Origin of the sequence: Shinella zoogloeoides, from assembly GCF_003574625.1 — a bacterium.
Lineage (GTDB): Bacteria > Pseudomonadota > Alphaproteobacteria > Rhizobiales > Rhizobiaceae > Shinella > Shinella zoogloeoides_A.
Window position 1 is genome coordinate 193,390 of sequence record NZ_QNUJ01000001.1, and the last position, 23,039, is coordinate 216,428.

A 23,039-nucleotide genomic window follows, 5' to 3' on the forward strand; every position below is an offset into this window, starting at 1 on the left:
GATGACGCGGATCGCCGCCCTCCTTGCCCTGTGGTTCTGCCTTCTTGCGGGAGGCGTGGCGCGCGCGGAGGAATATTTCGACCGCTACAATTCCGATATCGTCGTGGCGAGGAACGGCATGCTCACCGTCACCGAGACGATGCGCGTCCACGCCGAGGGCAACCGGATCCGCCGCGGCATCTACCGCGACTTTCCGCTGACCTTCACCGACGCGGACGGCCGCGAGAAGGAGGTCGGCTTCAAGATCCTCGGTGTCGAGCGGGACGGGCGGCCGGAGCCCTATCACACGGAGAGCATCCGCCACGGCATCCGTATCTTCTTCGGCTCGTCCGACACGCAGCTCGCGCCGGGTTTCCACGACTATCGCCTGACCTACGAGACGAGCCGGCAGATCCGCTTCTTCGACACGCATGACGAACTCTTCTGGAACGTCACCGGCACGGAATGGGCCTTCCCCATCCACCGGGCGAGCGCCACGGTGACGCTGCCGGCGGGTGTCAGCACGCAGGAACTCACCTACTTCACCGGCCCCTATGGCGCGACGGAGAGGAACGCCCGCGCCGAGAACCGCGGCAACCGCGCGCTCTTCGAGACGACGCGCGCGCTCGGCCCGCAGGAGGGCCTGACCATCGGCGTGAAGATGCCTGCCGGCAGTATCGATAAGCCGACGGCTGCCGAGGAGCGCGCGCTGTTCTTCAAGGACAACCGCAATCTCTTCCTCGCCTTCGGCGGCTTCGCGCTCGTCCTTGCCTACTATCTCTGGGCCTGGCTTACCGTCGGACGCGATCCGCCGCGCGGCGTGGTCGTGCCGCGCTGGGATGCGCCGGAGGGCATTTCCCCGGGGCTGGTCAACTATATCGACGAGAAGGGTTTCGGCGGCCACGGCTGGACGGCGATCTCGGCGGCCTTCCTCAACCTCGCCGTCAAGGGACTGGTGGAACTCAGCGACCTCAAGAATTCCATCACCGTGACGCGCACGGACAAGCCGGTGCCAGGCCCGCTGCCGACCGGCGAGGCGACGCTGCTGGCCGCCCTGCCGGCGGCGGGCAGCCATTTCTCCATCCAGAAATCGAACGGCAGAAGCGTCCAGAAGCTCGGCCGCGATTTTCGCGACGCGATGGAGAAGGAGCACCGGCAGAAATACTACCACGCCAACTGGCCGCAGGCGATCGGCGGTATCGTCCTGACGCTCGCCTGCCTTGCAGCGCTGCTGATCTTCGGCTCGCTGCCGGAGGAGGGCATCGCGCTCGTCGTCATGCCCGTCTTCGCCTCGATCTTCATCTCGGTCTTCGCGGCTGGGCTCGGGCAGAACCTGCGGCAGGCGAGGACCCTCGGCGCGCGCATCTTCGCCGTCGCGCTCATCGCCTTCGTCGGCTTCATCCTCCTGACCGTCTTCGGCGGCATCGCGCTGGCGACCTTCGTCTCGGTGGAGGCGGCCGGGCAATTGCCGCTCTTTGCCGCCATCGGCGGCATCGTCGTCACCAATCTGGTCTTCTTCTTCCTGATGGGAGCGCCGACGCCGGTGGGGCGCAGGATGATGGACGGCATCGAAGGGCTGCGCCAGTACCTGACGCTTGCCGAAAAGGACCGCATGAACATGGCCGGCGCGCCGGAAATGTCGCCGCGTCATTACGAGACATTGCTGCCCTATGCGGTTGCGCTCGGCGTCGAGAAGCCGTGGTCGCAGACCTTCGACCGCTGGCTGCTGACGGCCGCGGCCGCCGGGGCTGCTGCCGCCTACCAGCCCGCCTGGTATCACGGCGACGGCTTCTCCTCGGGCCGCTTCTCCGACCGGATGGGCGGCTTTGCCGGCTCCATGGCGGGCACGATGCGCTCCTCGCTGCCCGATCCGCCGAAAAGCTCGTCCTCCGGCTTCTCATCCGGCGGCGGCTCGTCCGGCGGGGGTGGCGGCGGCGGTGGCGGCGGGGGCTGGTAGTCAGAAGTCCTGGTAGTTGAGCGGCGTCACTTCGACGAGGTTGCGGCCGGGGGTGACCGTCGCCGCGCCCGTCGCGGCAAGGCCGGCGGTGGCATCGGCCGAAACGCTGACGGAGAAGGTGGCGGCGGTGCCGGAGGCAAGGGTGATCACGCCCGTCGTCTGCGCCGCCGCGCCGGTGGCGACCGAGGCCTCGACGGAGGCCTTCAGCGCGCCCGTCGCCGGAATGGAGGCGGTGAGGATATCGTCCACCGGCTCGAACGGCTTTTCGGGCAGGAGGCTGCCGAAGGCCCAGACCTGCCGCAGCGCCGCCTTGTCCATCGGTGCCACATTGACGTCGATATCGCTTTCCGTGCCCTTCACGCGGTATGGGCAGCGGCGCTTCGTGCAATTGGCCGCGGCGGAGAACTGCCAGAGCGCGTAATTCTCCCAGTTGCCCATCGGGAAGCTGCCGGCGATGGCCGGCTTGTAGCGGGCATACCAGAGCGGCAGGCGCGAGAGGATGCGGTACCTGTCGCGGTTGGCGGCGATGTACCGGGCGGTGGCATGGTTGGTGTAGAGCACCGGATAGCGGCCGGTGCGCGTCTTGACATGGCCGGCGAAGACCTGCGCATCCTCGAGCGACATGTAGTTGTCCGCATCGATGCCCTCGATGTCGAGCACCATCATCTCGTCGTCCCGCGGATTGGCATAGTCGAGGAAATGGTTGGCCTGCTCGATCGGGTCGCCCGGCCGCGCCAGGTGATAGGCGCCCCAGAGCAGCCCCTTCGAGCGGGCGAGCAGCCGGCGCGTCTCGTAGAGCTCGCGGCTCACCGCATATTTGCGCCACATCGTCCTGCAATGCGCGACCGTGTCGCCATTGTGGTCGCCCTTGCAGCTATAGCTTTCCGGCAATCCGTCCGAGGCCTTGGAGATGAAGCCGGCGATGCGCTTGTCGGCGAGCATCTCGGACCAGTCGATCTCGTTCAACTCGTAGGCATCGATGACGATGGCATTCTCCGGCGTCTTCCACGGCTCGACATCCGCGGCCTGTGCCGCAAGGGCAAGGGTCGACGGGAGGAGGAGGGCGGCAAGGCCGGAAAGCTGCGGATTCATGGACGCTCCTTGCGAATCTCAGGTCCTTCGCAAGCACCCATGGTGCGGCTATCATGGTTAACGAAGCGCTAAGCGATGCCTGCCGGTTCCGGCGGGCGGAACCATCCGGGCCGTTTTGCGTTTCAGCATCAAAGCCTTGCGCTTTGCGCGCGGCAATCGATCCGGGAGAAATGCCATGAGACTTACAAGCAAATGCCTCGTCGTCGCCATTTCCGCCCTCTTTGCGGCAACGCCTGTCGTGCCGGCTGGGGCCATGCCGCTGCCGGTGGTGAAGGTGCAGCCGGCCGACGACGGTGCTAGTGTGGTCCAGCGCGTCGCGGACCGGCGCTACTGGCGCAAGTGGCGGAATTCGGGCGGCCAAAACTGGAATCGCCATGACCGTAGCGGGTATGGGCCGCGCCATGACCGCAGTGGGTATGGCCCGCGCCATAACCGCTATGATCGGGGTCGCTACTATCGCCATGGGCCGCGCTACTATCGCCACGGCCCACGCTACGGCTATTACCGCCACCGCCATCACAGCGATGCCTGGGTTCCCTTCGCCATGATGGGTATGGGCGCCATGATCGGCAGCGCGGTGGCGAACGACCGCGGCTACTATCGCGGCGGCAGTTCGCATGTGCGCTGGTGCGCCAACCGCTACCGCTCGTACCGGGCCTATGACAACACGTTCCAGCCCTATCACGGGCCGCGCCGCCAGTGCATCTCGCCCTATCGCTGAGGTTCCGTCTTCAAGGCGTCCGATGGCGCTGCGGCATGCAAACGGGTCGACCGGCTCCTCGCCGGCCGGCCCGTTTCTCTTCGGGAATATGTTGTCGAATATTGACGTTTACGTAAAAATCAATAATCTTCCGGCCAGCAAGCGGCGCCCATGGTTCGGGCGCGATGGAGGAGGATAGAGATGTACAAGGCGCCGGTCGAGGAGATTGCGTTCACGCTGAAGCATGTGGCGGGACTCACCCCGGCGCTGGAAGGCGGCCATCTCGGCGACCTCACGGACGATCTCGTCGATGCCATCCTCTCCGAAGCCGGCCGTTTCGCCACCGAGGAAGTGGCGCCGCTCGCCGAGATCGGCGACAGGCAGGGCGCCCGCCTCGCCGACGGCGTGGTGAAGATGCCCGATGGCTGGCCGGCGCTCTACAAGGCCTGGGCGGAAGGCGGCTGGAATTCGCTGACGGCCTCGCCCGATTTCGGCGGGCAGGGGCTTCCCCACATGCTGCATGTCGCCGCGCTCGAAATGTGGAACGGCGGCTCCATGGCTTTCGCCATCGGCCCGACGCTGACCATCGGCGCCGTCGAGGCGCTGGCGGCCCACGGCTCCGACCATCTCAAGCGCACCTATCTGCCGAAGATGATCTCGGGCGAGTGGATGGGCTCGATGAACCTCACCGAGCCGCATGCCGGCTCCGATCTCGGCGTCATGAAGACCCGCGCCGAGCGCCGCGCCGACGGCACCTACCGCCTCTTCGGCCAGAAGATCTTCATCACCTATGGCGAGCATGACTTCACCGACAATATCGTGCATCTCGTCCTTGCCCGCCTGCCGGATGCGCCGGCCGGCACGCGCGGCATCTCGCTCTTCCTCGTGCCGAAGTTCCTCGTCAACGACGACGGGTCGCTCGGCGCGCGCAACGACGCCTATTGCCATTCCATCGAGCACAAGCTCGGCATCCACGGCTCGCCGACTTGCACCATGATTTACGGTGACGGCCGCTTCGGCGATGAGCCGGGGGCTATCGGCTGGCTCATCGGCGAGGAGAACCGCGGCCTTGCCTGCATGTTCACCATGATGAACAACGCCCGCCTCGCCGTCGGCATGCAGGGCGTGGCGATCGCCGAGGCCGCGACGCAGAAGGCCATCGCCTATGCGAAGGAGCGCACGCAGGGCAAGGCGCCCGGCTGGCAGGGTTCTGGCATGAGTCCGATCATCGAACATCCGGATGTCGCCCGCATGCTCCTGACCATGAAGGTGCTGACGCAGGGCGCCCGCGCCATCACCTATGCCTGCGCCCATGCCGTCGACATGGCGCATGGCGAGGAGGCGCAGCACTGGGCGGAGCGCGCGAGCCTCCTCACTCCCATCGCCAAGAGCTTTGCCACCGATGCCGGCGTCGATGTAGCCTCGCTCGGCGTGCAGGTGCATGGCGGCATGGGTTTCATCGAGGAGACGGGCGCGGCGCGGCTCTACCGCGACGCCCGCATCGCGCCGATCTACGAAGGCACCAACGGCATTCAGGCCATCGATCTCGTCACGCGCAAGCTGCCGCTTTCGGATGGCAGCCACGTGCGCGGCTTCATCGCCGAGCTGCATGCGATCGCGGCAAAGGCGAGCGCCGCGAATGCGCCGCAACTCGGCGAGACGGGCGCGCGCCTCGAGGCCGCCATCGCCGATCTCGAAGCGGCCACGGAATGGCTGCTTGCGACGCTCGCCGACGGCCGGCAGGCCGAAGCGCTTGCCGGCGCGACGCCCTACCAGCGCCTCTTCGGCCTCGTGCTCACCGGCGCATACCTCGCCAAGGGCGCGCTCGCCGATGGCGGCGACGGCCGCAATGCCGAACGCGCCGCCCTCTGCCGCTTTGCCGCGGAGAATGTCATCGGCGAGACGGCGGCGCTGAGAGACCGGGTGATGTCCGGTGCCGCCAGCCTGGAAGCAGCGCGGGTGGTTCTGGAATAACACCCCTCCCCAACCCCTCCCCACAAGGGGGAGGGGCTTAATGTGCCGCCCCGGTGGCAATCATTTTGGAACGGTGGCAAGCCTCTATCTGTCTCCCCCTTGTGGGGAGATGCCGGCAGGCAGAGGGGGGATTGCAACCGAATAAAGGAACCCACGTCGATGACCGACCATATCCTGATCGAGCGCCCGGAAAGCGCCCCCGGGGTGCAGGTGATCCGCCTCAACCGGGCGGAAAAGAAGAACGCCATCACCCGCGCCATGTATCAGGCGATGACCGACGCGCTGAGGGCGGGCGATGCGGACGACGGCGTGCGTGCGACCGTCTTTCTCGGCTCCGAAGGTTGCTTTTCCGCCGGCAACGACCTCAACGACTTCATGGCCTTCGCCATGGGCGGCACGATGGGCCGCGAGGTGATCGATTTCCTCCACGCGCTCGCCGCCCACGGCCAGCCGCTGGTCTCCGGCGTCGATGGCCTTGCCATCGGCATCGGCACAACCATCCATCTGCATTGCGACCTCACCTATGCCTCCATCCGCACGGAATTCAGGACGCCCTTCGTGGACCTCGCCCTCGTGCCGGAAGCCGCCTCCAGCCTCCTTGCCCCGCGCCTGATGGGCCACCAGCGCGCCTTTGCGCTGCTGGCCGCCGGAGAAGGCTTTTCGGCGGCCACCGCAAAAGATGCCGGCCTCGTTTATGCAGTCGTGGAGCCGGCCGCCGTGGAGAACGAGGCGCTTGCCGCCGCACGACGCCTTGCCGCCAAGCCGCCGAAGGCTCTTGCCATCGCCCGCAGTCTCATTCGCGGCGACCGGGCGGAGGTCGCAGCGCGGATCGACGAGGAGGCAGGCCATTTCGCCGCGCAACTGAAGAGCCCCGAGGCGCGCGCCGCCTTCGAGGCCTTCATGGCGCGGGGCAAAGGATAGGCGTCCCCCATTTGTGGTCCGTCAATTTTAAGAGGACCTTAAACACGTTTTCCTATGGTGCGGCATTCTCCCGGCGATCCAGCCGGCTGCCGCATGATGCGGTCGACCTCGCCTCCGGCATGCCGTTCAGCATAGCGCCGGCGCTTTTGCGCCGGCGATCGGAAGGAACACCGCTACCGTGTCCAGACGCTCCAATCTCATGACGCGCATCCTTGTCGTCGCGTCCCTCGTCGTCATCGCCGCCTTCACCGGCTTTTCCCTCTATATCGACAGCCTGCAGCGCTCCGTGCTGACGAAATCCGTCGAGGAGAGCATTGACAGTTCCGGCAAGCAGGCCGCCCAGAGCATCGCCAACTGGCTGAACGGCCGCGTGGCGCTGACCGAAATGGCCGCCAACGCGGCCGCGAAATCCACCGACCCGGCCGGCACCGAAGCCGTTCTGGACAACGAGGTCCTGAGCAGCCAGTTCATCTCCACCTATGTCGGCGACGAGGCGGGCGTCTTCACGCAATGGCCGAAGTCGGACATGCCGGAAGGCTACGATCCGCGCCAGCGTCCCTGGTATCAGGACGCCGTCAAGGCGAATGGCGGCGTGCTGACCGAGCCCTATGTCGACGCCTCCACCAGCGACCTCGTCATCACCGCGGCGGTTCCCGTCAAGCGTGACGGCAAGCTCGTCGGCGTCGCCGGCAGCGACTTCTCGCTGAAGTCCCTCGTCGACATGGTCAATTCGGTCGATCTCGGCGGCGCGGGCTTTGCCTTCCTCGTCAGCAAGGACGGCCAAATCCTCGTGCACAAGAACCAGGCGCTCGTTACCAAGACGCTCGCAGACGCCTTCCCCGAAGCGACGCCCGCCATCGGCAGCGGCATCGTGCACACGACCTATGACGGCAAGCCGGTGCTCGTCTCCTTCGTGCCGGTCACGGGCCTGCCGTCGGTGGAATGGTATCTCGGCTTCACCATCGACAGCGGCATGGCCTTCTCGGCCATCGACCAGTTCCGCATCGCCGCGACGATCGCCACCGTGCTCGCCGTCATCGTCATGATGGGCTTCCTCGCCACTGTGCTGTCGCGCCTCGTCGTGCGCCCGGTCAAGGACATGACCGTCGCCATGGACAGGCTTGCCGCCGGTGATGTCGGCACTGAAATCCCCGGCGAGGAGCGACGCGACGAGATCGGCCGCATGGCCGCCGCCGTCGCCGTTTTCCGCGACAATGCCATCGAGCGCACGCGTCTCGAAAACGCCGCCGAGGAGGGCCGCGTGCTTTCCGAAAGCGAACGCCGCGAGCGCGAGGCGATGAAGGCCCACGAAGCCGCCGAGATCCAGCACGCCGTCGAGGCGCTGGCCGATGGCCTCGGCCGCCTCGCCGAGGGTGACCTTGCCCACCGTATCGAAGAACCCTTCGCCGGCCACCTCGACCGCCTGCGCACGGACTTCAACCACTCGCTGACCAAGCTGCACACAGCGATGACGACCGTTGGCCAGAACGCCCGCGCCATCGATGCCGGCGCGACGGAAATCCGCTCGGCCGCGGACGATCTCGCCCGCCGCACCGAACAGCAGGCGGCTTCCGTCGAGGAAACCGCAGCGGCGCTGGAGGAGATCACCACCACCGTCAAGGACTCGACCCGCCGTGCCGAGGAAGTCGGCTCGCTCGTCTCGCGCACCCGCACCGGCGCCGAAAAGTCCGGCGAAGTGGTCCGCCGCGCGGTCAACGCCATGCAGGGCATCGAAAAGTCCTCGCACGAGATCTCCAACATCATCGGCGTGATCGACGACATCGCCTTCCAGACCAACCTTCTGGCGCTGAATGCCGGCGTCGAAGCCGCCCGCGCCGGTGAGGCCGGCAAGGGCTTTGCGGTCGTGGCGCAGGAAGTGCGGGAACTTGCCCAGCGTTCGGCAAACGCCGCCAAGGAGATCAAGGCGCTCATCACCACTTCCGGCGATCAGGTGCGCTCCGGCGTGACCCTCGTCGGCGAGACGGGTGCCGCCCTCGAGGCTATCGTCCGGGAGGTGCAGGAGATCAACGGCCATGTGAACGCCATCGTCACTGCCGCCCGCGAGCAGTCGACCGGCCTCCAGGAAATCAACACCGCCGTCAACACGATGGACCAGGGCACGCAGCAGAACGCCGCCATGGTGGAGGAACAGACCGCCGCCAGCCATGGCCTGGCCGCCGAGGCCGCAGCCCTCAACACGCTGCTGGCGCAGTTCAGGCTGGGGGCGGGAGCCGCCTCCCACGCCACCCCGTCGCGCCGCGCGGCTTGAACATAGAAGCCCAGGAAAACGAAAGGCCCGGATCGCTCCGGGCCTTTTGCTATGCGGCTTTCTCCAGCACCGCCACCGCCTCTACATGCGCCGACCAGAGGAACTGGTCGATCGGCGTGACGAGGCGGATGCGGTAGCCGGCGGCGGTGAGGATGGAAAGGTCGCGGGCAAGGCTCACCGGGTTGCAGGAGACGGCGACGATGGTCTTCACGCCGGAGCGGGCGAGTTCCTTGCACTGGTCCTCCGCGCCGGCGCGCGGCGGGTCGAAGACCACGGCGTCATAGACCTTGAGTTCGGAGGTCATCAGCGGGCGGCGGAAGAGATCGCGCCGCTCCACCGTTACGGGCTTGAGCCCCTGCGTGTTGCGGGCGGCGTGGTCCAGCGCCTTGATGGCCTTCTCGTCGCCCTCCACCGCATGGACCTTGGCCTTGCGCGCGATATGCAGCGCAAACGTGCCGGAGCCGGCGAAGAGGTCGGCGACGCGCTTGGCCTTGCCGAGCGCGTCCAGCACCAGTTCGGCCATGGCCTCTTCCGCGGACTTCGTCGCCTGCGTGAAACCGCCCGCCGGCGGGAAGACGCGCACGCCGGCAAAGTCGATCTCCGGCTTCACCGGCTCGATGAGGATTTCGCCGTCATTGGAGACGCGGGCGATGCCGCGCAGCGAAAGGATGCATTCGGTGACGGCCCGTCGCTCCCGGTCGCCGACCTTCTTCACGCCCTCGAAGGCGAGGTCTAGGCCGGTCGCGGTTTCCAGCACCGTCAGGCGGAAGGGCTCGCTCGACGTCGCGATGGCCGCGGCCACCCGGCGGATGTCCTCCAGCCGGGAGACGATGCCGTCGCTGGCGATGGGACAGTGCTCGATGGAAACGATGTGGTGGCTGCCGGCCTGGTTGAAGCCGAGCAGCATGCCTTTTTCCGTTTTGCGCGCGGTGAAGGCGACGCGGCGGCGCTCGCCCGGCCGGGCGATGACGAGCGGGGCGACATCCGGCGTCAGGCCTTTAGCTTTCAGGGCGTTGACGACGAGGCCGCGCTTGAAGTCGTGGTAGAGAGCGTCGCTCGCATGTTGCAGCGTGCAGCCGCCGCAGGTGCCGTTCTTTCCATCCGGGCCGAAATGCACGCAGGGCGGCTCCACCCGCTCGGGCGAGACGACCGACATGGACATGACGGTGCCGTGGTTCTTCACCCGCGCCACGGCGACCGTCTCGCCCGGCAGCGTGAAGGGCACATAGACCGGGCCGCCCGGCGCCTCGGCGATGCCGTCGCCGCCGCTGCCGAGCCGCGCGATGGTGAGGGTTTCCGTCGTCATGGCTTTCGCCCTCCAAGAAGAAATTCGTGATTGCCGTCGCCGCCGGTGATGGGCGACGGCACGAGGCCGAGGTTTTGCCAGCCCATCTCCTCGACCAGCCAGCGTTCCAGCTCCGCCGCCACGGCGGGGGCGCTGTCCGGGTCCTTCAGAAGCCCCGCCTTGCTGATAGCCTCGCGCCCCGCCTCGAATTGCGGCTTGACGAGAAGGGCGCAGAAGGCACCGGGCTCGGCCAGCGTCAGCGCCGGCGGCAGGGCAAGCTTCAGCGAGATGAAGGAGACATCGGAGACGACCGCGCCGATGGTGCGTCCGCCAAGATCGGTCCGGCTGAGCGCCCGCGCGTTCAGCCCTTCGAGATTGGTGACGCGCGGATCGGCGCGAAGGCGGGGATGCATCTGGTCATGGCCGACATCGACGGCGACGACATGCGCCGCGCCGCGCTCCAGCAGGACCTGCGTGAAGCCGCCGGTGGAGGCGCCGATATCGAGACAGTCGAGGCCCTTGGGATCGAGCCCGAACCGATCGAGCGCCGCCGTCAGCTTCAGCGCCGCGCGCGACACATAGGCCTGTGCCGGATCGTCGATAGCGAGGGTGGCGGAGGCCGGAAAGCTGGCGCTCGGCTTGGTGACGACGCGGCCGTTCACCGTGACGGTGCCGCGCGTGATTGCATCGCGCGCCCGCGAGCGGCTGGCGACGAGGCCGGCATTCAGCAGGAGCTGGTCGAGGCGGATGGTTTCGCTGGTGTGGGACATGCGCCTCTCATGCCGCTTCGGCGGCAAAGAGGCAAGCCCCGGCAAGCGGATGAGGGTGCCTCAGCCCGCCGCGCCCACATCCGCGACGGCCTTCTGGCCGAGTGCCTGGAAGATGGTGGAGACGATGCCGGCGCGGTCGAGGCCGGCCTTGGCATACATCGCCTCGGGCTTTGCCTGTTCCATCCATTCGTCCGGCAGCACCATGGGACGCACCTTGAGGCCCTGGTCGAGCAGGCCCTCCAATGCGAGGAATTGCAGCACATGGCTGCCGAAACCGCCGACGGCGCCCTCCTCGACGGTGATGAGGACCTCGTGGTTGCGGGCAAGCTGGCGGATGAGGTCGTGGTCGAGCGGCTTGGCGAAGCGCGCGTCGGCAACCGTGGTGGAAAGGCCGGCGGCATCGAGGTCTTCGGCGGCCAGCAGACAGTCGGCAAGGCGGGTGCCGAAGGAGAGGAGGGCGACCTTCGTGCCTTCCTTGACGACGCGGCCCTTGCCGATCTCCAGGATTTCGCCGCGCGCCGGCAGGTCCACGCCGACGCCTTCGCCGCGCGGGTAGCGGAAGGAGATCGGGCCGGCGTCATAGGCGGCGGCGGTGCGCACCATGTGCTTCAGCTCCGCCTCGTCGGCGGCGGCCATCACTACGAAGCCGGGGAGCGTTGCAAGATAGGTCGTGTCGAAGGAGCCGGCATGGGTCGGCCCGTCGGCGCCGACGAAGCCGGCGCGGTCGATGGGGAAGCGCACCGGCAGGCCCTGGATGGCGACGTCGTGCACCACCTGGTCGTAGCCGCGCTGGAGGAAGGTGGAATAGAGCGCGCAGAATGGCTTGTAGCCCTCGGCGGCAAGGCCGGCGGCGAAGGTCACGGCATGCTGCTCGGCAATGCCGACATCGAAGGTGCGAGAGGGATAAGCGTTCGCGAGCTTGTCGAGGCCGGTGCCATTCGGCATGGCGGCGGTGACGCCGACGATCTTGTCGTCGAAGCCCGCTTCCTGCACCAGCGCATCGGCGAAGACGGAGGTATAGGCGGGCGCATTCGGCTTGGCCTTGGCCTGCGCGCCGGTGATGACGTCGAACTTGTTGACGCCGTGATACTTGTCGGCGGCCGCTTCCGCAGGCGGATAGCCCTTGCCCTTCTGGGTGACGACGTGGATCAGGACCGGGCCCTTGGAATTGTCGCGCACATTGCGCAGCACGGGCAGGAGATGCTCGAAGGAATGACCGTCGATCGGGCCGATATGGTAGAAGCCCATTTCCTCGAAGAGCGTGCCGCCGGTGACATAACCACGCGCATGCTCGACGGCGCGGGTGATGGCGCGGTCGACCTTCTTGCCGAGATAGGCCGTCAGCTTCTTGCCGAGTTCGCGGAAGCCCATATAGGTGCGGCCGGAGGCGAGGCGCGCCAGATAGGCGCTCATCGCGCCCGTCGGCGGGGCGATCGACATGTCGTTGTCGTTGAGGATGACGATGAGGCGGGCATCGAGCGCGCCGGCATTGTTCAGCGCTTCGTAGGCCATGCCGGCCGACATGGCGCCGTCACCGATGACGGCGATGACGTTGCGGTGTTCGCCCGAAAGGTCGGCGGCGACCGCCATGCCGAGGCCGGCGGAGATCGAGGTCGAGGAATGGGCGGCGCCGAAGGGGTCGTATTCGCTCTCGGCCCGGCGGGTGAAGCCGGAAAGGCCGTCTTCCTGGCGCAGCGTGCGGATGCGGTCGCGACGGCCGGTGAGGATCTTGTGCGGATAGCACTGGTGCCCGACGTCGAAGATCAGCCGGTCCTTCGGCGTATCGAAGACCTTGTGGATGGCGATGGTCAGCTCCACCACGCCCAGGCCTGCGCCCAGATGCCCGCCGGTGCGCGAGACGGCGTCGACCATTTCCGTGCGCAGCTCCGCCGCCAGTTGCGGCAGGTCACGGTCTTCGACGGCCTTCAGGTCCGCCGGGATGCGGACCTTGTCGAGCAGGGGCGTGGCTGGCGTTTGTGTCACTCTCATGCCTCGTTGTCGGGCCCGAAGATGGCAGCTCCTCGCGGAGGCGCGCCCGGGCGTTCGGTACATGTACCGCGCTAGCCTGTCACATGCAGAATGCGGCGCGCGATTTCAACCGTTTCGGCAAGTCTAGAGCGTATTTCGCCGGATTGATACCTTACAAACCGACGCATGCACCGAGTCTTGTTGGGAAAATGGGGCATTTTGCGGACACGGTATCGTGACCGGCGGGGCACGCCTCCCGGCAGCCCTACGCCTTCTTTTTCGCACGGGAGGATTGGTTGAGCGCGACGGCGGCGCGGATCAACGCCTTCAGCGCCTCCTCCCTGATGGCCTCGCCCTCGCGAAAATCGATAGCGCGGCGCGTATTGCCGTCGAGGCTGGAGTTGAAGAGCCCGGCCGGATCTTCCAGCGAAGCGCCCTTGGCGAAGGTCATCTTCACCACGGCCTTATAGGTCTCGCCGGTGCAGAGGATGCCGTCATGCTCCCAGACGGGAACGCCGCGCCACTTCCATTCCTCGACGACATCGGGATCGGCTTCCTTGATCAGGGCGCGCACGCGCGCCAGCGTCTCGCCGCGCCAGTCGGCAAGCTCGGCGATCCGCCCGTCGATCAGGTCGGAAGGGGATTGTGCATCGCTTTGCATCGCAGCCATGGTCGTCTCCGTTCGTTACAGGCGCTCGCCGGGAAGTCGTTACAGGCGCTCGCCGGGAAGCCTACTTGCCTGCCGTATCCACTCGGTAAGTAGGGCTTCATCCATGTCGTCGCCTTCGTTGATATGGAAATAGCGCGTTTCCGGTGTCTTTGAGGCGACCGGCGGCACCGGGTCGAGCGAGGTGCCGCGAAAGAAGGTCAGCTTTATGTATTTCGCAAAGCAATGATAGCCGAGAAACCAGCCATCGCCCTCGATGCCGTAGAACGGCGAATTCCACTTCACCGCCTTGTGGACATCAGGCACCGCCCTCTCGATCAGCGCATCCAGCCGCTGTCCGATATCGCTCTTCCAACCCGGCATCGCCGCGATATAGGCTTGGACCGGCCCATCGCCGTAGCCCTTGGCGATCTGCGGATTGCCACCTGAAAGCAGGACGGGCTTTTCGGTCTTCTCGCCAGCCATCACACCCTCCTAGCCGTGCCGCCACCGAGCGGCATAGGGCAGCGCGAAGAGATAGAGCCCGCTTGCGAGAAGCAGGATGAGCGGGAAGAGGGCGAGAAGCCCGACCCAGAGGGGCGGCTGCCCCTGCGTCATCGCCGCGATGTTGATGAACACGGCGAGCGTGAAGAGGATCGAAAGCCAGCGGTGAACCTGACGGATTTTCAGGGTCCAGTTCATTGCGCTCCTCCCTGTTCCAGCCCTACCAGGACCCGTTCGAGATTGGTGAAGTGCTGCTCCCAGCCGTAGCGCGCACCGCCGAAGGCCTGCTGCTGCTCCGGCCGGAAGCCGGTCTGTTCCATGCGCAGCAGCGTGCCGGAACCCGTCGGTGTCAGCGTGAAACTCACCACGCTCCTCAGATCGAAAGCGGGGTCAGCATGCACGTGATTCCAGGTGTAGGTGAGGCTTTTTCCGGGCTCCACCGTCAGCACGTCGCATTCGACGCTGCCCCAGTCTCCACTGAGCGTGAACTTGTGGCCGACGACGGGCGCAAAATCGTTGCGCATCAGCCATTCGGCGATGAGGTGCGGCTGCGTCAGCGCGCGCCAGAGTTTTTCCGGCGGATGCGCGATCTCGCGCTCGACGACGACAGAGCGTATCTCCGTGTTCATTGGTCCATTCTCCTGAGCAAATTTTCGAGATCGTCGAATCGCGCCTCCCAGAACCGGGCCATCTGGCTGGTCCAGTCGACCAGCGGCGCAAGCGCGCCGAGCTGCGCGCTGTAATGGGTCTGCCGTCCCTCGTGGCGGTCACGCACGAGGCCGGCCTGCTTGAGGAGGCCGAGATGCTTGGAGACGACCGGCTGCGAAACCCCGGCCTGCGCCGTCAGCGCCCCCACGGTCTTTTCGCCCTCGCGGCACAGCCGCTCGAAAAGCGCCCGACGCGTGGGGTCGGCCAATGTGCGGAAGAGGATGTCGTGCGGTTCGGTCAAAATCCATACCTCGATGGCTATGGATTTTTATATAGCTCGATAGCTATGGATTGGTCAATGGCAAAACTTCTTAGGCATCATCTCCGAGCTTGAATCGGGGATTGGGAGCTTCCGCAGGCGCGGTGTATGCTCGGGCCAAGCCCGAGCGTGACAACAGAGAGAAGAGAAAAATAAATAGCTCTCCGCCTATGTATCATCCTGCCGGCAGCGGCACGAACTCCTCCTCGTCGCCTGGCACGATATCGAAGCGGCCGGTGCGCCACTCCTCCTTGGCCTGCTCGATCCGCTCCTTGGAGGAGGAGACGAAGTTCCACCAGATGTATCGCTTGGATCCGAGCGCCGCACCGCCGAAGAGCATGATGTGACAGCCCTCCGGCCCCGCCTTCAGCGTGATGTGGTCACCCGCGCGGAAGACGAGCAGCCGGTCCGCCTCGAAGACGTCGCCGGCGACATCCAGCGTGCCGGAGAGAATGTAGACCGCGCGCTCCTCCCAGTCCGCCGCCAGCGGTGCGGAGGCGCCGGGGGCGAGCATCAGGTCCGTATAAAGCGTATCGGTCGGCACGCTGACGGGCGAGGCATGGCCCTCATACTTTCCGATGATCGTGTGCCCGGTAATGCCGTCGGCTGAGAAGGCGGGAAGTTCGGCCTTCGTCGTGTGGGAGAAGACCGGGGCGGATTCCTCGAGATGGTCGGGCAGGGCCAGCCAGGTCTGGAGGCCGGAGATCGATTGCGGCTTGCCGCGCAAGTTCTCCGGCGAGCGCTCGGAATGCACGATGCCGCGCCCGGCCGTCATCAGGTTCAGGTCGCCGGGGGCGATCACCATCTCGGTGCCGAGGCTGTCGCGATGCTTGATCTCGCCGTCGAAGAGATAGGTGACGGTGGAGAGCCCGATATGCGGGTGCGGCTTGACGTCGATCGCCTCGCCCGCGCGCAGCAGCGCCGGCCCCATGCGGTCGAAGAAGATGAACGGCCCGACCAGCCGGCGCTTGGCCGTCGGCAGCGCCCGCCGCACCTCCAGCCCGCCGATATCGCTGGTGCGCGGAATGATCAGATTTTCCAGCGCATCGCACGCCGCCGCATCCCCCGCTTCGGGGTCCTGTCCCGGAAAGAAGCTCATCACACCCTCCTGTGGTTGGTTCGTGCCCGCATGCTAGCGGGCAAGGAGGGGCGTGGATAGGGCGGCGGCTGTTGACGATGTGTCGCCGGAACGAAGCTCACGCCCCGTCGAGCGGTTCGGTGCCCTGCGGCTTGCCGGCGCGGTCGAGGCGGATCTTCTCGATGCGGTTCTCGGCGGCCGAAAGCAGGGTCTCGCAGTGCTTCTTCAGCGCTTCGCCGCGCTCGTAGATCTCGATGGAGCGGTCGAGCGGCACGTCGCCGCGTTCGAGAGCGGCGACGATCTTTTCCAGTTCTTCGACGGCCTGTTCGAAGGAAAGGGCGGAAACGTCGGGGGCGGTAGCGGTCATGGTCAGCCTCTCATCAGGCGGTAGATATGGGTGGCGGCGGATTCGGCGAGGCCCTGCAGGTCGTAGCCGCCTTCCAGCAGGCTGACCACCCGGTTGTTCGCCGATTTTTCGGAAAGCTCCATCAGCCTTCCCGTCGCCCAGTCGAAATCGTCGGCGACGAGGTTGATCTGGGCGAGCGGATCGCGGTGATGCGCATCGAAGCCGGCGGAGATGACGATCAGGTCCGGCTTGAAGTCTGCGACACGCGGCAGGACGCGCGACTTGAAGGCCTCGCGGAAATGGTCGCTGCCGTCATTGGCCGAAAGCGGCGCGTTGACGATATTGCCCGCGCCCGTCTCGTCCTTGGCGCCGGTGCCGGGATAGAGCGGCATCTGGTGCGTCGAGCAGAACAGCACGGACGGGTCGTCCTCGAAGATATCCTGCGTGCCGTTGCCGTGATGCACATCCCAGTCGACGATGGCGATACGCTCGGCGCCATGGGCCTTCTGCGCGTGGCGGGCGGCGATGGCGGCGTTGTTGAAGAAGCAGAAGCCCATCGCCTTCTCGCGCTCGGCATGGTGGCCGGGCGGGCGGGCGGCGACGAAGGCATTGTCGGCTTTGCCGGAAAAGACGGCGTCGACCGCCGCGATGGCCCCACCGATGCCGGTCAGCGCCGCCTGCAGGCTCGCAGGGCTCGCATAGGTGTCGGCCTCGACCTGGTTGATGCCCTCTTCGGGCATTTCCGACATCACGGCGCGCAAATGGCTTTCCGGATGGGCGAGCAGCACGAAATCCTCGTTGGCCTGCGGGGCCTTCTCGCGCACCAGCGGCGAAAAGCGTTCGTGCTCCAGCGCGAGATTCAGCGCCCGGATGCGGTCGGACCGCTCCGGATGGCCCTCAGGCGTGTGGTGCTCAAGGAAGATCGGGTTCTCGAAGAGAAACGTCGTCATGGCCGGAAGCTACCCATTGCGGTTGGCGAGGTCCACGGGAAATGGGCCAGTGTCCACCCTTTTCAACCGTCACGGCGCGATGAGGAGCTTTCCGCTGCGCGCCGGGTCGTCCTGCCTGGCGAGGGCCGCCGGCAGGTTCCGGAGGGCGAAAACACCGTCGACATCCGAGCCGAGAATGCCTGCGCGGATGCCAGCGAAGCTCTGGGCGAAGGCGGCCTCGATGGCGGCGCGGGGGGCGGAGTGCACCCAGTTGCGCAGCCAGAGGAAGGAGAAGGCGACCTCGTCCCGCCGCGCCGTCACCAGCGCCGGGTCGAGCTGCGTACCCGAGAGCGCACCGTACTGGATGAAGGCCCCGCCGCTGCGGATCTGCCGGAAAAGCGCATTGCCCGGCTCGCCGCCGACCGCGTCGAGCACACCGTCGAGCGGCGCTGCCGGCTGGACGGCGATCTCGCCGTGAAAATTCTCGCCAAGCCGCGCCGCCGTCGCGGCACTGCGTATCAGCGCGACAGGGTGGAACCCGGCTTCGGCGAGGAGCACCAGCAGCATTCGGCCGATGGCGGAAGCGCCGGCGGTGACGCCGATCCGCTGGCCGCCCGCCTTGCCGAAATGCGTTTCGACGGCATCGATCAGCCGGAAGGCCGTGAGCGGGTTCACATAGGCCATGGCCGCCCGGTCGTCGGAAAGGTCGTCCGGCACGGCAAAACACCATTCGGCGGGGCGGACGAGGTATTCCTGCCAGAGGCCGCTTGCGCCGATCGGCAGCACGCGCTGGCCGACCGCAAGGCCGCTGACGCCCGTGCCGAGCCGCGCGATTTCCCCCACGCCCTCGAAGCCCGGCACGAAGGGCAGGGCGGTGCGGCTGCGATAGGCGCCGGTGACGGGAATGAGGTCGGAAGGGTTGATCGCGGCGCGGCGGATACGGATTTCCACCGCGCCGGGGCCGGGTGCCGTGCGCTCCACCTCTTCGAGGCCGATCACCTTCCGGGGATCGCCGAAGGCATGGGCGACGGTACGCAGCACGGGTTCAGGCGCGTTGCGGCAGCAGCGGGTAGCCGGCGAGCACGGCGCGACCGGCAAGGGCGGCGATGCCGACCTTGATCAGGTCGCCCGGCAGGAAGGCCACGGACGCGGCGACCGCCGGCAGGAAGGCATTGCCGGTCGCGTAGCTCAGCCAGACGAGGCCGAAGAGATAGACGGTCACGACACCGCCGATGAAGGCGGCCGCGACGAAGGCGGCGATCTGGGCGATCTCGTTCTGCCCCTCGCGCACGAGGCGCTCTGCGATCAGGCCGCAGACGAGGGCGCCGAAGGCCCAGCCGACGACATAGCCGCCCGTCGGGCCGGCGAGCACGGCAAAGCCGCCGCGTCCGCCCGACAGGACGGGCAGGCCGATGGCGACGAGCAACAGGAAGAGCAGCATGGAGAGGAAGCCGCGCCGCGCGCCGAGAATGCAGCCGGCGAGCATCGGGCCGAGCGACTGCGCGGTGATCGGCACCGGAATGAAGCCGAGCGTGATGGGCGGCAGAAGGCCGAGAACGACCATGATGGCGGCGAAAAGGGCGACAAGCACGAGATCTCTGGTGGTCACTTCATGTCCTCGTTCGAAAAGGCCAGTGGCTCGAAAGGCCTCGGCACTTTAGTGACGCCGAAAGCCACGGGCGTCAATCGCCATGGCGATCGTATCCGCATCCTTCAGCGTCAGGATGATCAGCGGCACAAGGGCCGTGAGCGGGCGCAACGGCAGGCCGCGTGCCCTGTGTGCATCGGCGATGTCGTGATAGCGCGCCAGAATCTCCGGCACGAAGCGGATGACGAGGCCGACCGCAAGGCTTACATCCGCCGCCCGCACGAGGCCGAGGCGTTCCAGCGGCGCGGCAAGCCGTGCGATCTCGTCCATGAAGGCCGAAATGCCGGTCGACGCGGTGATGGCGGCGGCAAGCAGCACGAGGATGGAAAGCCGGCAGAAGACGACGACCGCCTCGTGCGGCGATACGAAGACATAGTTCGCGGCCGCCACGAGCAGCACCGTGAAGAGCACGAAGCGCGTGCGGCGGAACGCTTCCGCAATGCCGATACCCGTCGAAAGGAAGAGCGCGGCCGCAAGGCCGAGCGCCGGCACGAGAAGGCGAAGGTCCGAAAGGAAGAACAGCCCGATCGCCGCCGTGAAGAGCACGATCAGCTTGCCGCGCACCGGCATGCGGTGGAGCGGCGAGTTGCCCTCGATGTCGAGCCCGTTCAGCATGCCGCGATCTCCCGGTAGGCGCGGATCGCCTCGTCCGGCGGCGCATCGGCGGCAAGCCGGCCCTCGCTGAAGACGAGCACCCGGTCGAAGCCTTCGAGCAGCGCGAGGTCGTGGGTGATGACGAGGACCTGTTCGGGCAGGCCGGCGATGGTGCGCTCGATCAGGGCGCGGTTCTTCAGGTCGAGCTGGTTGGTCGGCTCGTCGAGGATGAGGAGGTCCGGCCCGGTGACGAGCACGCTGGCGATGGCGCCGAGCTGCGTCTCCCCGCCGGAGAGCTCGTGAACCCGCCGCCGCGCGAGATGCGATATGCCGAAGCGGGCTAGAATGGCGTCCGTCCTTTCGGCGATCTCGGCCTTGGCGAGGCCGCGATTCTTGAGGCCGAAGGCGATGTCCTCGGCAAGGATCGGCAGGATCATCTGGTGCTGCGGGTTCTGGAAGATGAAGCCGGTCCGCCCGCGCGCGGCCGCCTCGTCCTTCACCGTATCGAGCCCCCCGACCGTCACCGTGCCTTCGGTCGGCTTGACGAGGCCGTTGATGAGGCGGGCCATGGTGGTCTTGCCGGAGCCATTGAGGCCGACCACGCCGATGCGCCGCTCCGTGAGCGAAAGGTCGAGCGGATGGAGGGCGATGCGCCCGCCGTAGCGCACCGTGGCGGCGGAAAAGACGATGTCCAAGAGCGGGGTTCCGGTTCGTAGAAAATCGGCGGGAGCTATAGCACGGCTCGGAGCAAAGGGAACCTCGGGGTGGTTGCATTCAAGACCGCGCCTTCAGCTTTCTCCCCCCTTGTGGGGGAGATGCCGGCAGGCAGAGGGGGTGGCCCCGCGCAGCAGGGGCGCTACGCGGGAAGACCCCTCCCTAAATCCCTCCCCACAAGGGGGAGGGACTTAAACTGCCGCACCCTCTGCGTTCTTTCTTGATGGATGCGCCAGCCTCCTGCTTTCGAAGGGAGAGCGGCCCCGTGGGACTCCACAGGTGATGGCCTCGCGCGTGTGGAGGAGATGCGGGTTGAGTCGAAAAATATGGAACAAACCAAGAATATATGCCTATCATGCACCCATGACGATTCTTCTCCTCAATGCCGAAGCCCGGCGCATCTTCCTCGCCCGCCAAGGCCTCAGCGCCTCTCCCGGCCGCCTGCTCGGCAAGGAGGGGCTGCTCCGGCTCATCCACGATATCGGCTTCGTGCAGGTGGACAGCATCGCCACCGTCGAGCGCGCGCACCACCAGATCCTCTTCTCGCGCAACCAGACCTACCGGCGCGAGCATCTGGCCGAGCTTCTGGAAAAGGACGGCGAGCTTTTCGAGAACTGGACGCATGACGCCTCGATCATTCCGAGCGCCTTCTTCCGCTACTGGAAGCACCGCTTTCGCCGTGAGGACGCCACCATCATCGAACGCTGGCGCAAATGGCGCGAGCCGGGTTTCGAGGAGGCCTTCGACGAAACCTATGCGCGCATCGTCTCGGGCGGCGCGGTGCTTTCGCGCGATCTGAAGGCCGACGATCACAGGTCCGGCGGCTGGTGGAACTGGCACCCCAACAAGACGGCGCTGGAATATCTCTGGCGCACCGGCAAGGTCGCCATCGCCCGGCGGGAGAATTTCCAGAAGGTCTACGATCTCGTCGAGCGTGTCGTCCCGACGCATCATCACGAGCCGGATGTGGAGCACGACGCCTTCGTCGACTGGGCCTGCCGCAGCGCGCTGGAGCGACTCGGTTTTGCCACCCACGGTGAGATCGCCGCCTTCTGGGACCTCATCTCGCCGGATGAGGCGAAGGTCTGGGTGGAGGCCCGCCGCGACGAGCTTCGCCCCGTCCTGATCGAGCCGGCCGACGGCGGCAAGCCACGCGCCTCCCACGCCTTCGCCGATTTCCCGGAACGTCTCGGCGACATTCCCGAACCGCCGAACCGGCTGCGCGTGCTCTCGCCCTTCGATCCGCTGATCCGCGACCGCAACCGGACGGAACGGCTCTTCGGCTATTTCTACCGCATCGAGGTCTTCGTGCCGGAGCCGAAGCGGCAATACGGCTACTACGTCTTCCCGCTGCTGGAAGGCGACCGCCTCGTCGGCCGCATCGACATGAAGGCCGACCGCAAGGCAGGCACGCTCGACGTCAAGCGCCTCTGGTGGGAGCCGAAGGTGCGCGCCTCCGCGGGGCGGATGGAGCGGCTGGAGGCGGAGCTGGGGCGGCTGGTGAAGTTCTCCGGCGTGGAGGAGGTGCGGTATCTCGATGGGTGGCGCGGGGAGGGGGCGTAGCGCGGCCCCTCATCCCGCTGCCGCGACCTTCTCCCCGCAGGCGGGGAGAAGGGGTATGCCGGGCCGTTTTCCAGACATCGCGACCATGGCGCGGGGTGAGGCAGCGCCACAACGCCCTTCTCCCCGTTTGCGGGGAGAAGGTGCCGGCAGGCGGATGAGGGGCAGCTACGCCGCCACTGGCCGCCCGCCGAACGCACCCCGCGCATTTTCCGCAAGCGCCCGAAACTTGTCCGAAGCCCCGGTCAGCTTCACGTCCCATTCCGGGTCGGGCACCTGTCCGCGGATCGTGTCGAAATAGACGGCCATCAGCGCGGCGATGGCGAAGGGCTCCAGCACCGCGGCCTTGAAGGCCCAGGCGAAGACGATGGCGACGACGAAGCTGAGGCCGGCGATCTCGCCGGGGAAGGCGTAGAGGATCGCGGCCGCCGGCGCGAGTGCCAGCACGAAGACGAGGATGGAGAGGATCCACAGGAAGACGGAGAGCCAGACGGCGTTCTTCACCATCTTCAGCCCGTTCTGCGCATAGAGCACGAGGCCGCGGCGGGAGCTTTCCCAGACATTGTCGCTGTTCGTGCGGATGTTGTAGCCGAGGATGATCTCGTCGACATAGGTCAGCGAAAGGCGGATGACGGTGTTGGCGAAGCGCGCGATGCCGTCGAGGCCGGGGATCGGCAGGAAGGCGGCGACGGCGCCGATAAGGCCGGTGATCGCCGCGATGACGCCCTTGATGAGCTGGTCGAGCGCGAAGAGCACGTTCGCCTCGCCGAAGCGGGCGGTGACGATCTCGCGGCCATAGGCGACCTGTCCCTTGCCGTCCGGCAGCGCCTCGCCGTCGATCAGCTTGACGATGACGGCGATATGGGCGGCCTTGACCATGTAGAGCAGCCATTCGCGCGCCCAGTAGACGGCGACGCCGACGAAGCCCATGCCGAAGATGCCGCCCCATATGGCGAAGGATTCCGGGCTGTCGCTGAGCGAGCCCACCCCGTAGCCGATGCCGGCGCCGGTGCCGGTCGCCAGGATGAAGGCGAGCGTGATGACGAAATAGATCGCCATGCGCATGAGGATGAACGGCATCGTCCGCGCGAGGATGCCGATGGTCCTGCCGATGCTGAAGTCCCACATGCCGTCCGCC

At 66.7% G+C, this 23,039-nt stretch carries 23 protein-coding genes; 6 read left to right on the forward strand and 17 right to left on the reverse strand.

Features of this window, described 5'->3' with window-relative positions; all coding sequences use genetic code 11:
• Window position 1 precedes the first annotated feature (1 nt).
• The gene (locus DSD28_RS00940) at window positions 2-1,936 is read left to right on the forward strand and encodes a DUF2207 domain-containing protein (RefSeq protein ID WP_119254480.1); all 1,935 of its coding nucleotides are present in this window, start codon (window positions 2-4) and stop codon (window positions 1,934-1,936) included.
• Here the strand turns inward: DSD28_RS00940 and DSD28_RS00945 are convergent, their stop codons facing one another.
• Complete coding sequence (locus tag DSD28_RS00945) at window positions 1,937-3,028, reverse strand: glycoside hydrolase family 25 protein (protein WP_119254481.1); 1,092 nt, start codon at window positions 3,026-3,028, stop codon at window positions 1,937-1,939.
• A gap of 175 nt (window positions 3,029-3,203) precedes the next feature.
• Between DSD28_RS00945 and DSD28_RS00950 the strand changes: the two genes are divergently transcribed.
• From DSD28_RS00950 to DSD28_RS00965, 4 genes are all read left to right on the forward strand, one after another.
• Window positions 3,204-3,749 (forward strand): BA14K family protein, encoded by a 546-nt coding sequence (locus DSD28_RS00950; RefSeq protein WP_245424698.1) that lies wholly within the window; start codon window positions 3,204-3,206, stop codon window positions 3,747-3,749.
• A 180-nt stretch (window positions 3,750-3,929) separates the two neighbouring features.
• Window positions 3,930-5,702, forward strand: a complete 1,773-nt coding sequence (locus tag DSD28_RS00955; protein ID WP_119254482.1) for an acyl-CoA dehydrogenase — start codon at window positions 3,930-3,932, stop codon at window positions 5,700-5,702.
• 159 nt (window positions 5,703-5,861) lie between these two features.
• On the forward strand, window positions 5,862-6,623 hold the full coding sequence (locus DSD28_RS00960) for a crotonase/enoyl-CoA hydratase family protein (protein WP_119254483.1): 762 nt from the start codon (window positions 5,862-5,864) through the stop codon (window positions 6,621-6,623).
• Between the two features lie 199 nt (window positions 6,624-6,822).
• Entirely contained in the window at window positions 6,823-8,892 is a 2,070-nt protein-coding gene (locus DSD28_RS00965; protein ID WP_245424722.1) for a methyl-accepting chemotaxis protein, read from the forward strand.
• Between the two features lie 49 nt (window positions 8,893-8,941).
• Here DSD28_RS00965 and DSD28_RS00970 read toward each other — a convergent pair whose 3' ends face one another.
• The 15 genes from DSD28_RS00970 to DSD28_RS01040 all read right to left on the reverse strand — a co-directional run bounded on the left by DSD28_RS00970 (window position 8,942) and on the right by DSD28_RS01040 (window position 20,322).
• Window positions 8,942-10,198 carry a class I SAM-dependent RNA methyltransferase gene (locus tag DSD28_RS00970; protein WP_119254485.1) on the reverse strand — a complete coding sequence of 419 codons (1,257 nt, stop codon included), beginning with the start codon at window positions 10,196-10,198 and terminating at the stop codon, window positions 8,942-8,944.
• Entirely contained in the window at window positions 10,195-10,947 is a 753-nt protein-coding gene (locus tag DSD28_RS00975) for a TlyA family RNA methyltransferase (RefSeq protein WP_119254486.1), read from the reverse strand. The genes DSD28_RS00970 and DSD28_RS00975 overlap by 4 nt, the downstream gene beginning before the upstream one ends.
• 60 nt (window positions 10,948-11,007) lie before the next feature.
• A complete protein-coding gene (gene dxs, locus DSD28_RS00980; RefSeq protein ID WP_162911168.1) occupies window positions 11,008-12,930 on the reverse strand; it encodes a 1-deoxy-D-xylulose-5-phosphate synthase in 1,923 nt (640 codons plus the stop codon).
• A 250-nt stretch (window positions 12,931-13,180) separates the two neighbouring features.
• On the reverse strand, window positions 13,181-13,585 hold the full coding sequence (locus tag DSD28_RS00985; protein ID WP_119254488.1) for a DUF1801 domain-containing protein: 405 nt from the start codon (window positions 13,583-13,585) through the stop codon (window positions 13,181-13,183).
• 39 nt (window positions 13,586-13,624) lie between these two features.
• Complete coding sequence (locus DSD28_RS00990) at window positions 13,625-14,047, reverse strand: DUF1801 domain-containing protein (RefSeq protein WP_119254489.1); 423 nt, start codon at window positions 14,045-14,047, stop codon at window positions 13,625-13,627.
• A 9-nt stretch (window positions 14,048-14,056) separates the two neighbouring features.
• The gene (locus DSD28_RS00995) at window positions 14,057-14,263 is read right to left on the reverse strand and encodes a hypothetical protein (RefSeq protein WP_119254490.1); all 207 of its coding nucleotides are present in this window, start codon (window positions 14,261-14,263) and stop codon (window positions 14,057-14,059) included.
• Window positions 14,260-14,694: an SRPBCC family protein gene (locus DSD28_RS01000; RefSeq protein WP_119254491.1), complete on the reverse strand. Its 435-nt coding sequence runs from the start codon at window positions 14,692-14,694 to the stop codon at window positions 14,260-14,262. Before DSD28_RS01000 ends, DSD28_RS00995 begins: the two co-directional genes overlap by 4 nt.
• Window positions 14,691-15,014 carry an ArsR/SmtB family transcription factor gene (locus DSD28_RS01005; RefSeq protein ID WP_119254492.1) on the reverse strand — a complete coding sequence of 108 codons (324 nt, stop codon included), beginning with the start codon at window positions 15,012-15,014 and terminating at the stop codon, window positions 14,691-14,693. The genes DSD28_RS01000 and DSD28_RS01005 overlap by 4 nt, the downstream gene beginning before the upstream one ends.
• 193 nt (window positions 15,015-15,207) lie before the next feature.
• Window positions 15,208-16,131: a pirin family protein gene (locus tag DSD28_RS01010; protein WP_119254493.1), complete on the reverse strand. Its 924-nt coding sequence runs from the start codon at window positions 16,129-16,131 to the stop codon at window positions 15,208-15,210.
• Between the two features lie 97 nt (window positions 16,132-16,228).
• Window positions 16,229-16,477 carry an exodeoxyribonuclease VII small subunit gene (locus tag DSD28_RS01015; RefSeq protein ID WP_119254494.1) on the reverse strand — a complete coding sequence of 83 codons (249 nt, stop codon included), beginning with the start codon at window positions 16,475-16,477 and terminating at the stop codon, window positions 16,229-16,231.
• A gap of 2 nt (window positions 16,478-16,479) precedes the next feature.
• Entirely contained in the window at window positions 16,480-17,406 is a 927-nt protein-coding gene (locus DSD28_RS01020; RefSeq protein ID WP_119254495.1) for a histone deacetylase family protein, read from the reverse strand.
• Window positions 17,407-17,475: 69 nt separating this feature from the next.
• Entirely contained in the window at window positions 17,476-18,426 is a 951-nt protein-coding gene (locus DSD28_RS01025) for a zinc-dependent alcohol dehydrogenase family protein (protein ID WP_119254496.1), read from the reverse strand.
• A 4-nt stretch (window positions 18,427-18,430) separates the two neighbouring features.
• A complete protein-coding gene (locus DSD28_RS01030; RefSeq protein WP_119254497.1) occupies window positions 18,431-18,994 on the reverse strand; it encodes a biotin transporter BioY in 564 nt (187 codons plus the stop codon).
• Window positions 18,995-19,042: 48 nt separating this feature from the next.
• Window positions 19,043-19,648, reverse strand: a complete 606-nt coding sequence (locus DSD28_RS01035) for an energy-coupling factor transporter transmembrane component T family protein (protein WP_119254498.1) — start codon at window positions 19,646-19,648, stop codon at window positions 19,043-19,045.
• Window positions 19,642-20,322, reverse strand: coding sequence for an energy-coupling factor ABC transporter ATP-binding protein (locus DSD28_RS01040; RefSeq protein WP_119254499.1), 681 nt, complete (start codon window positions 20,320-20,322; stop codon window positions 19,642-19,644). The genes DSD28_RS01035 and DSD28_RS01040 overlap by 7 nt, the downstream gene beginning before the upstream one ends.
• 382 nt (window positions 20,323-20,704) lie before the next feature.
• On the opposite strand from DSD28_RS01040, the gene DSD28_RS01045 reads away from it, so the two are divergent.
• Window positions 20,705-21,904, forward strand: a complete 1,200-nt coding sequence (locus tag DSD28_RS01045; protein WP_119254500.1) for a winged helix-turn-helix domain-containing protein — start codon at window positions 20,705-20,707, stop codon at window positions 21,902-21,904.
• A 165-nt stretch (window positions 21,905-22,069) separates the two neighbouring features.
• Here DSD28_RS01045 and DSD28_RS01050 read toward each other — a convergent pair whose 3' ends face one another.
• Window positions 22,070-23,029 carry a hypothetical protein gene (locus DSD28_RS01050; RefSeq protein ID WP_119254501.1) on the reverse strand — a complete coding sequence of 320 codons (960 nt, stop codon included), beginning with the start codon at window positions 23,027-23,029 and terminating at the stop codon, window positions 22,070-22,072.
• Window positions 23,030-23,039 lie beyond the last annotated feature (10 nt).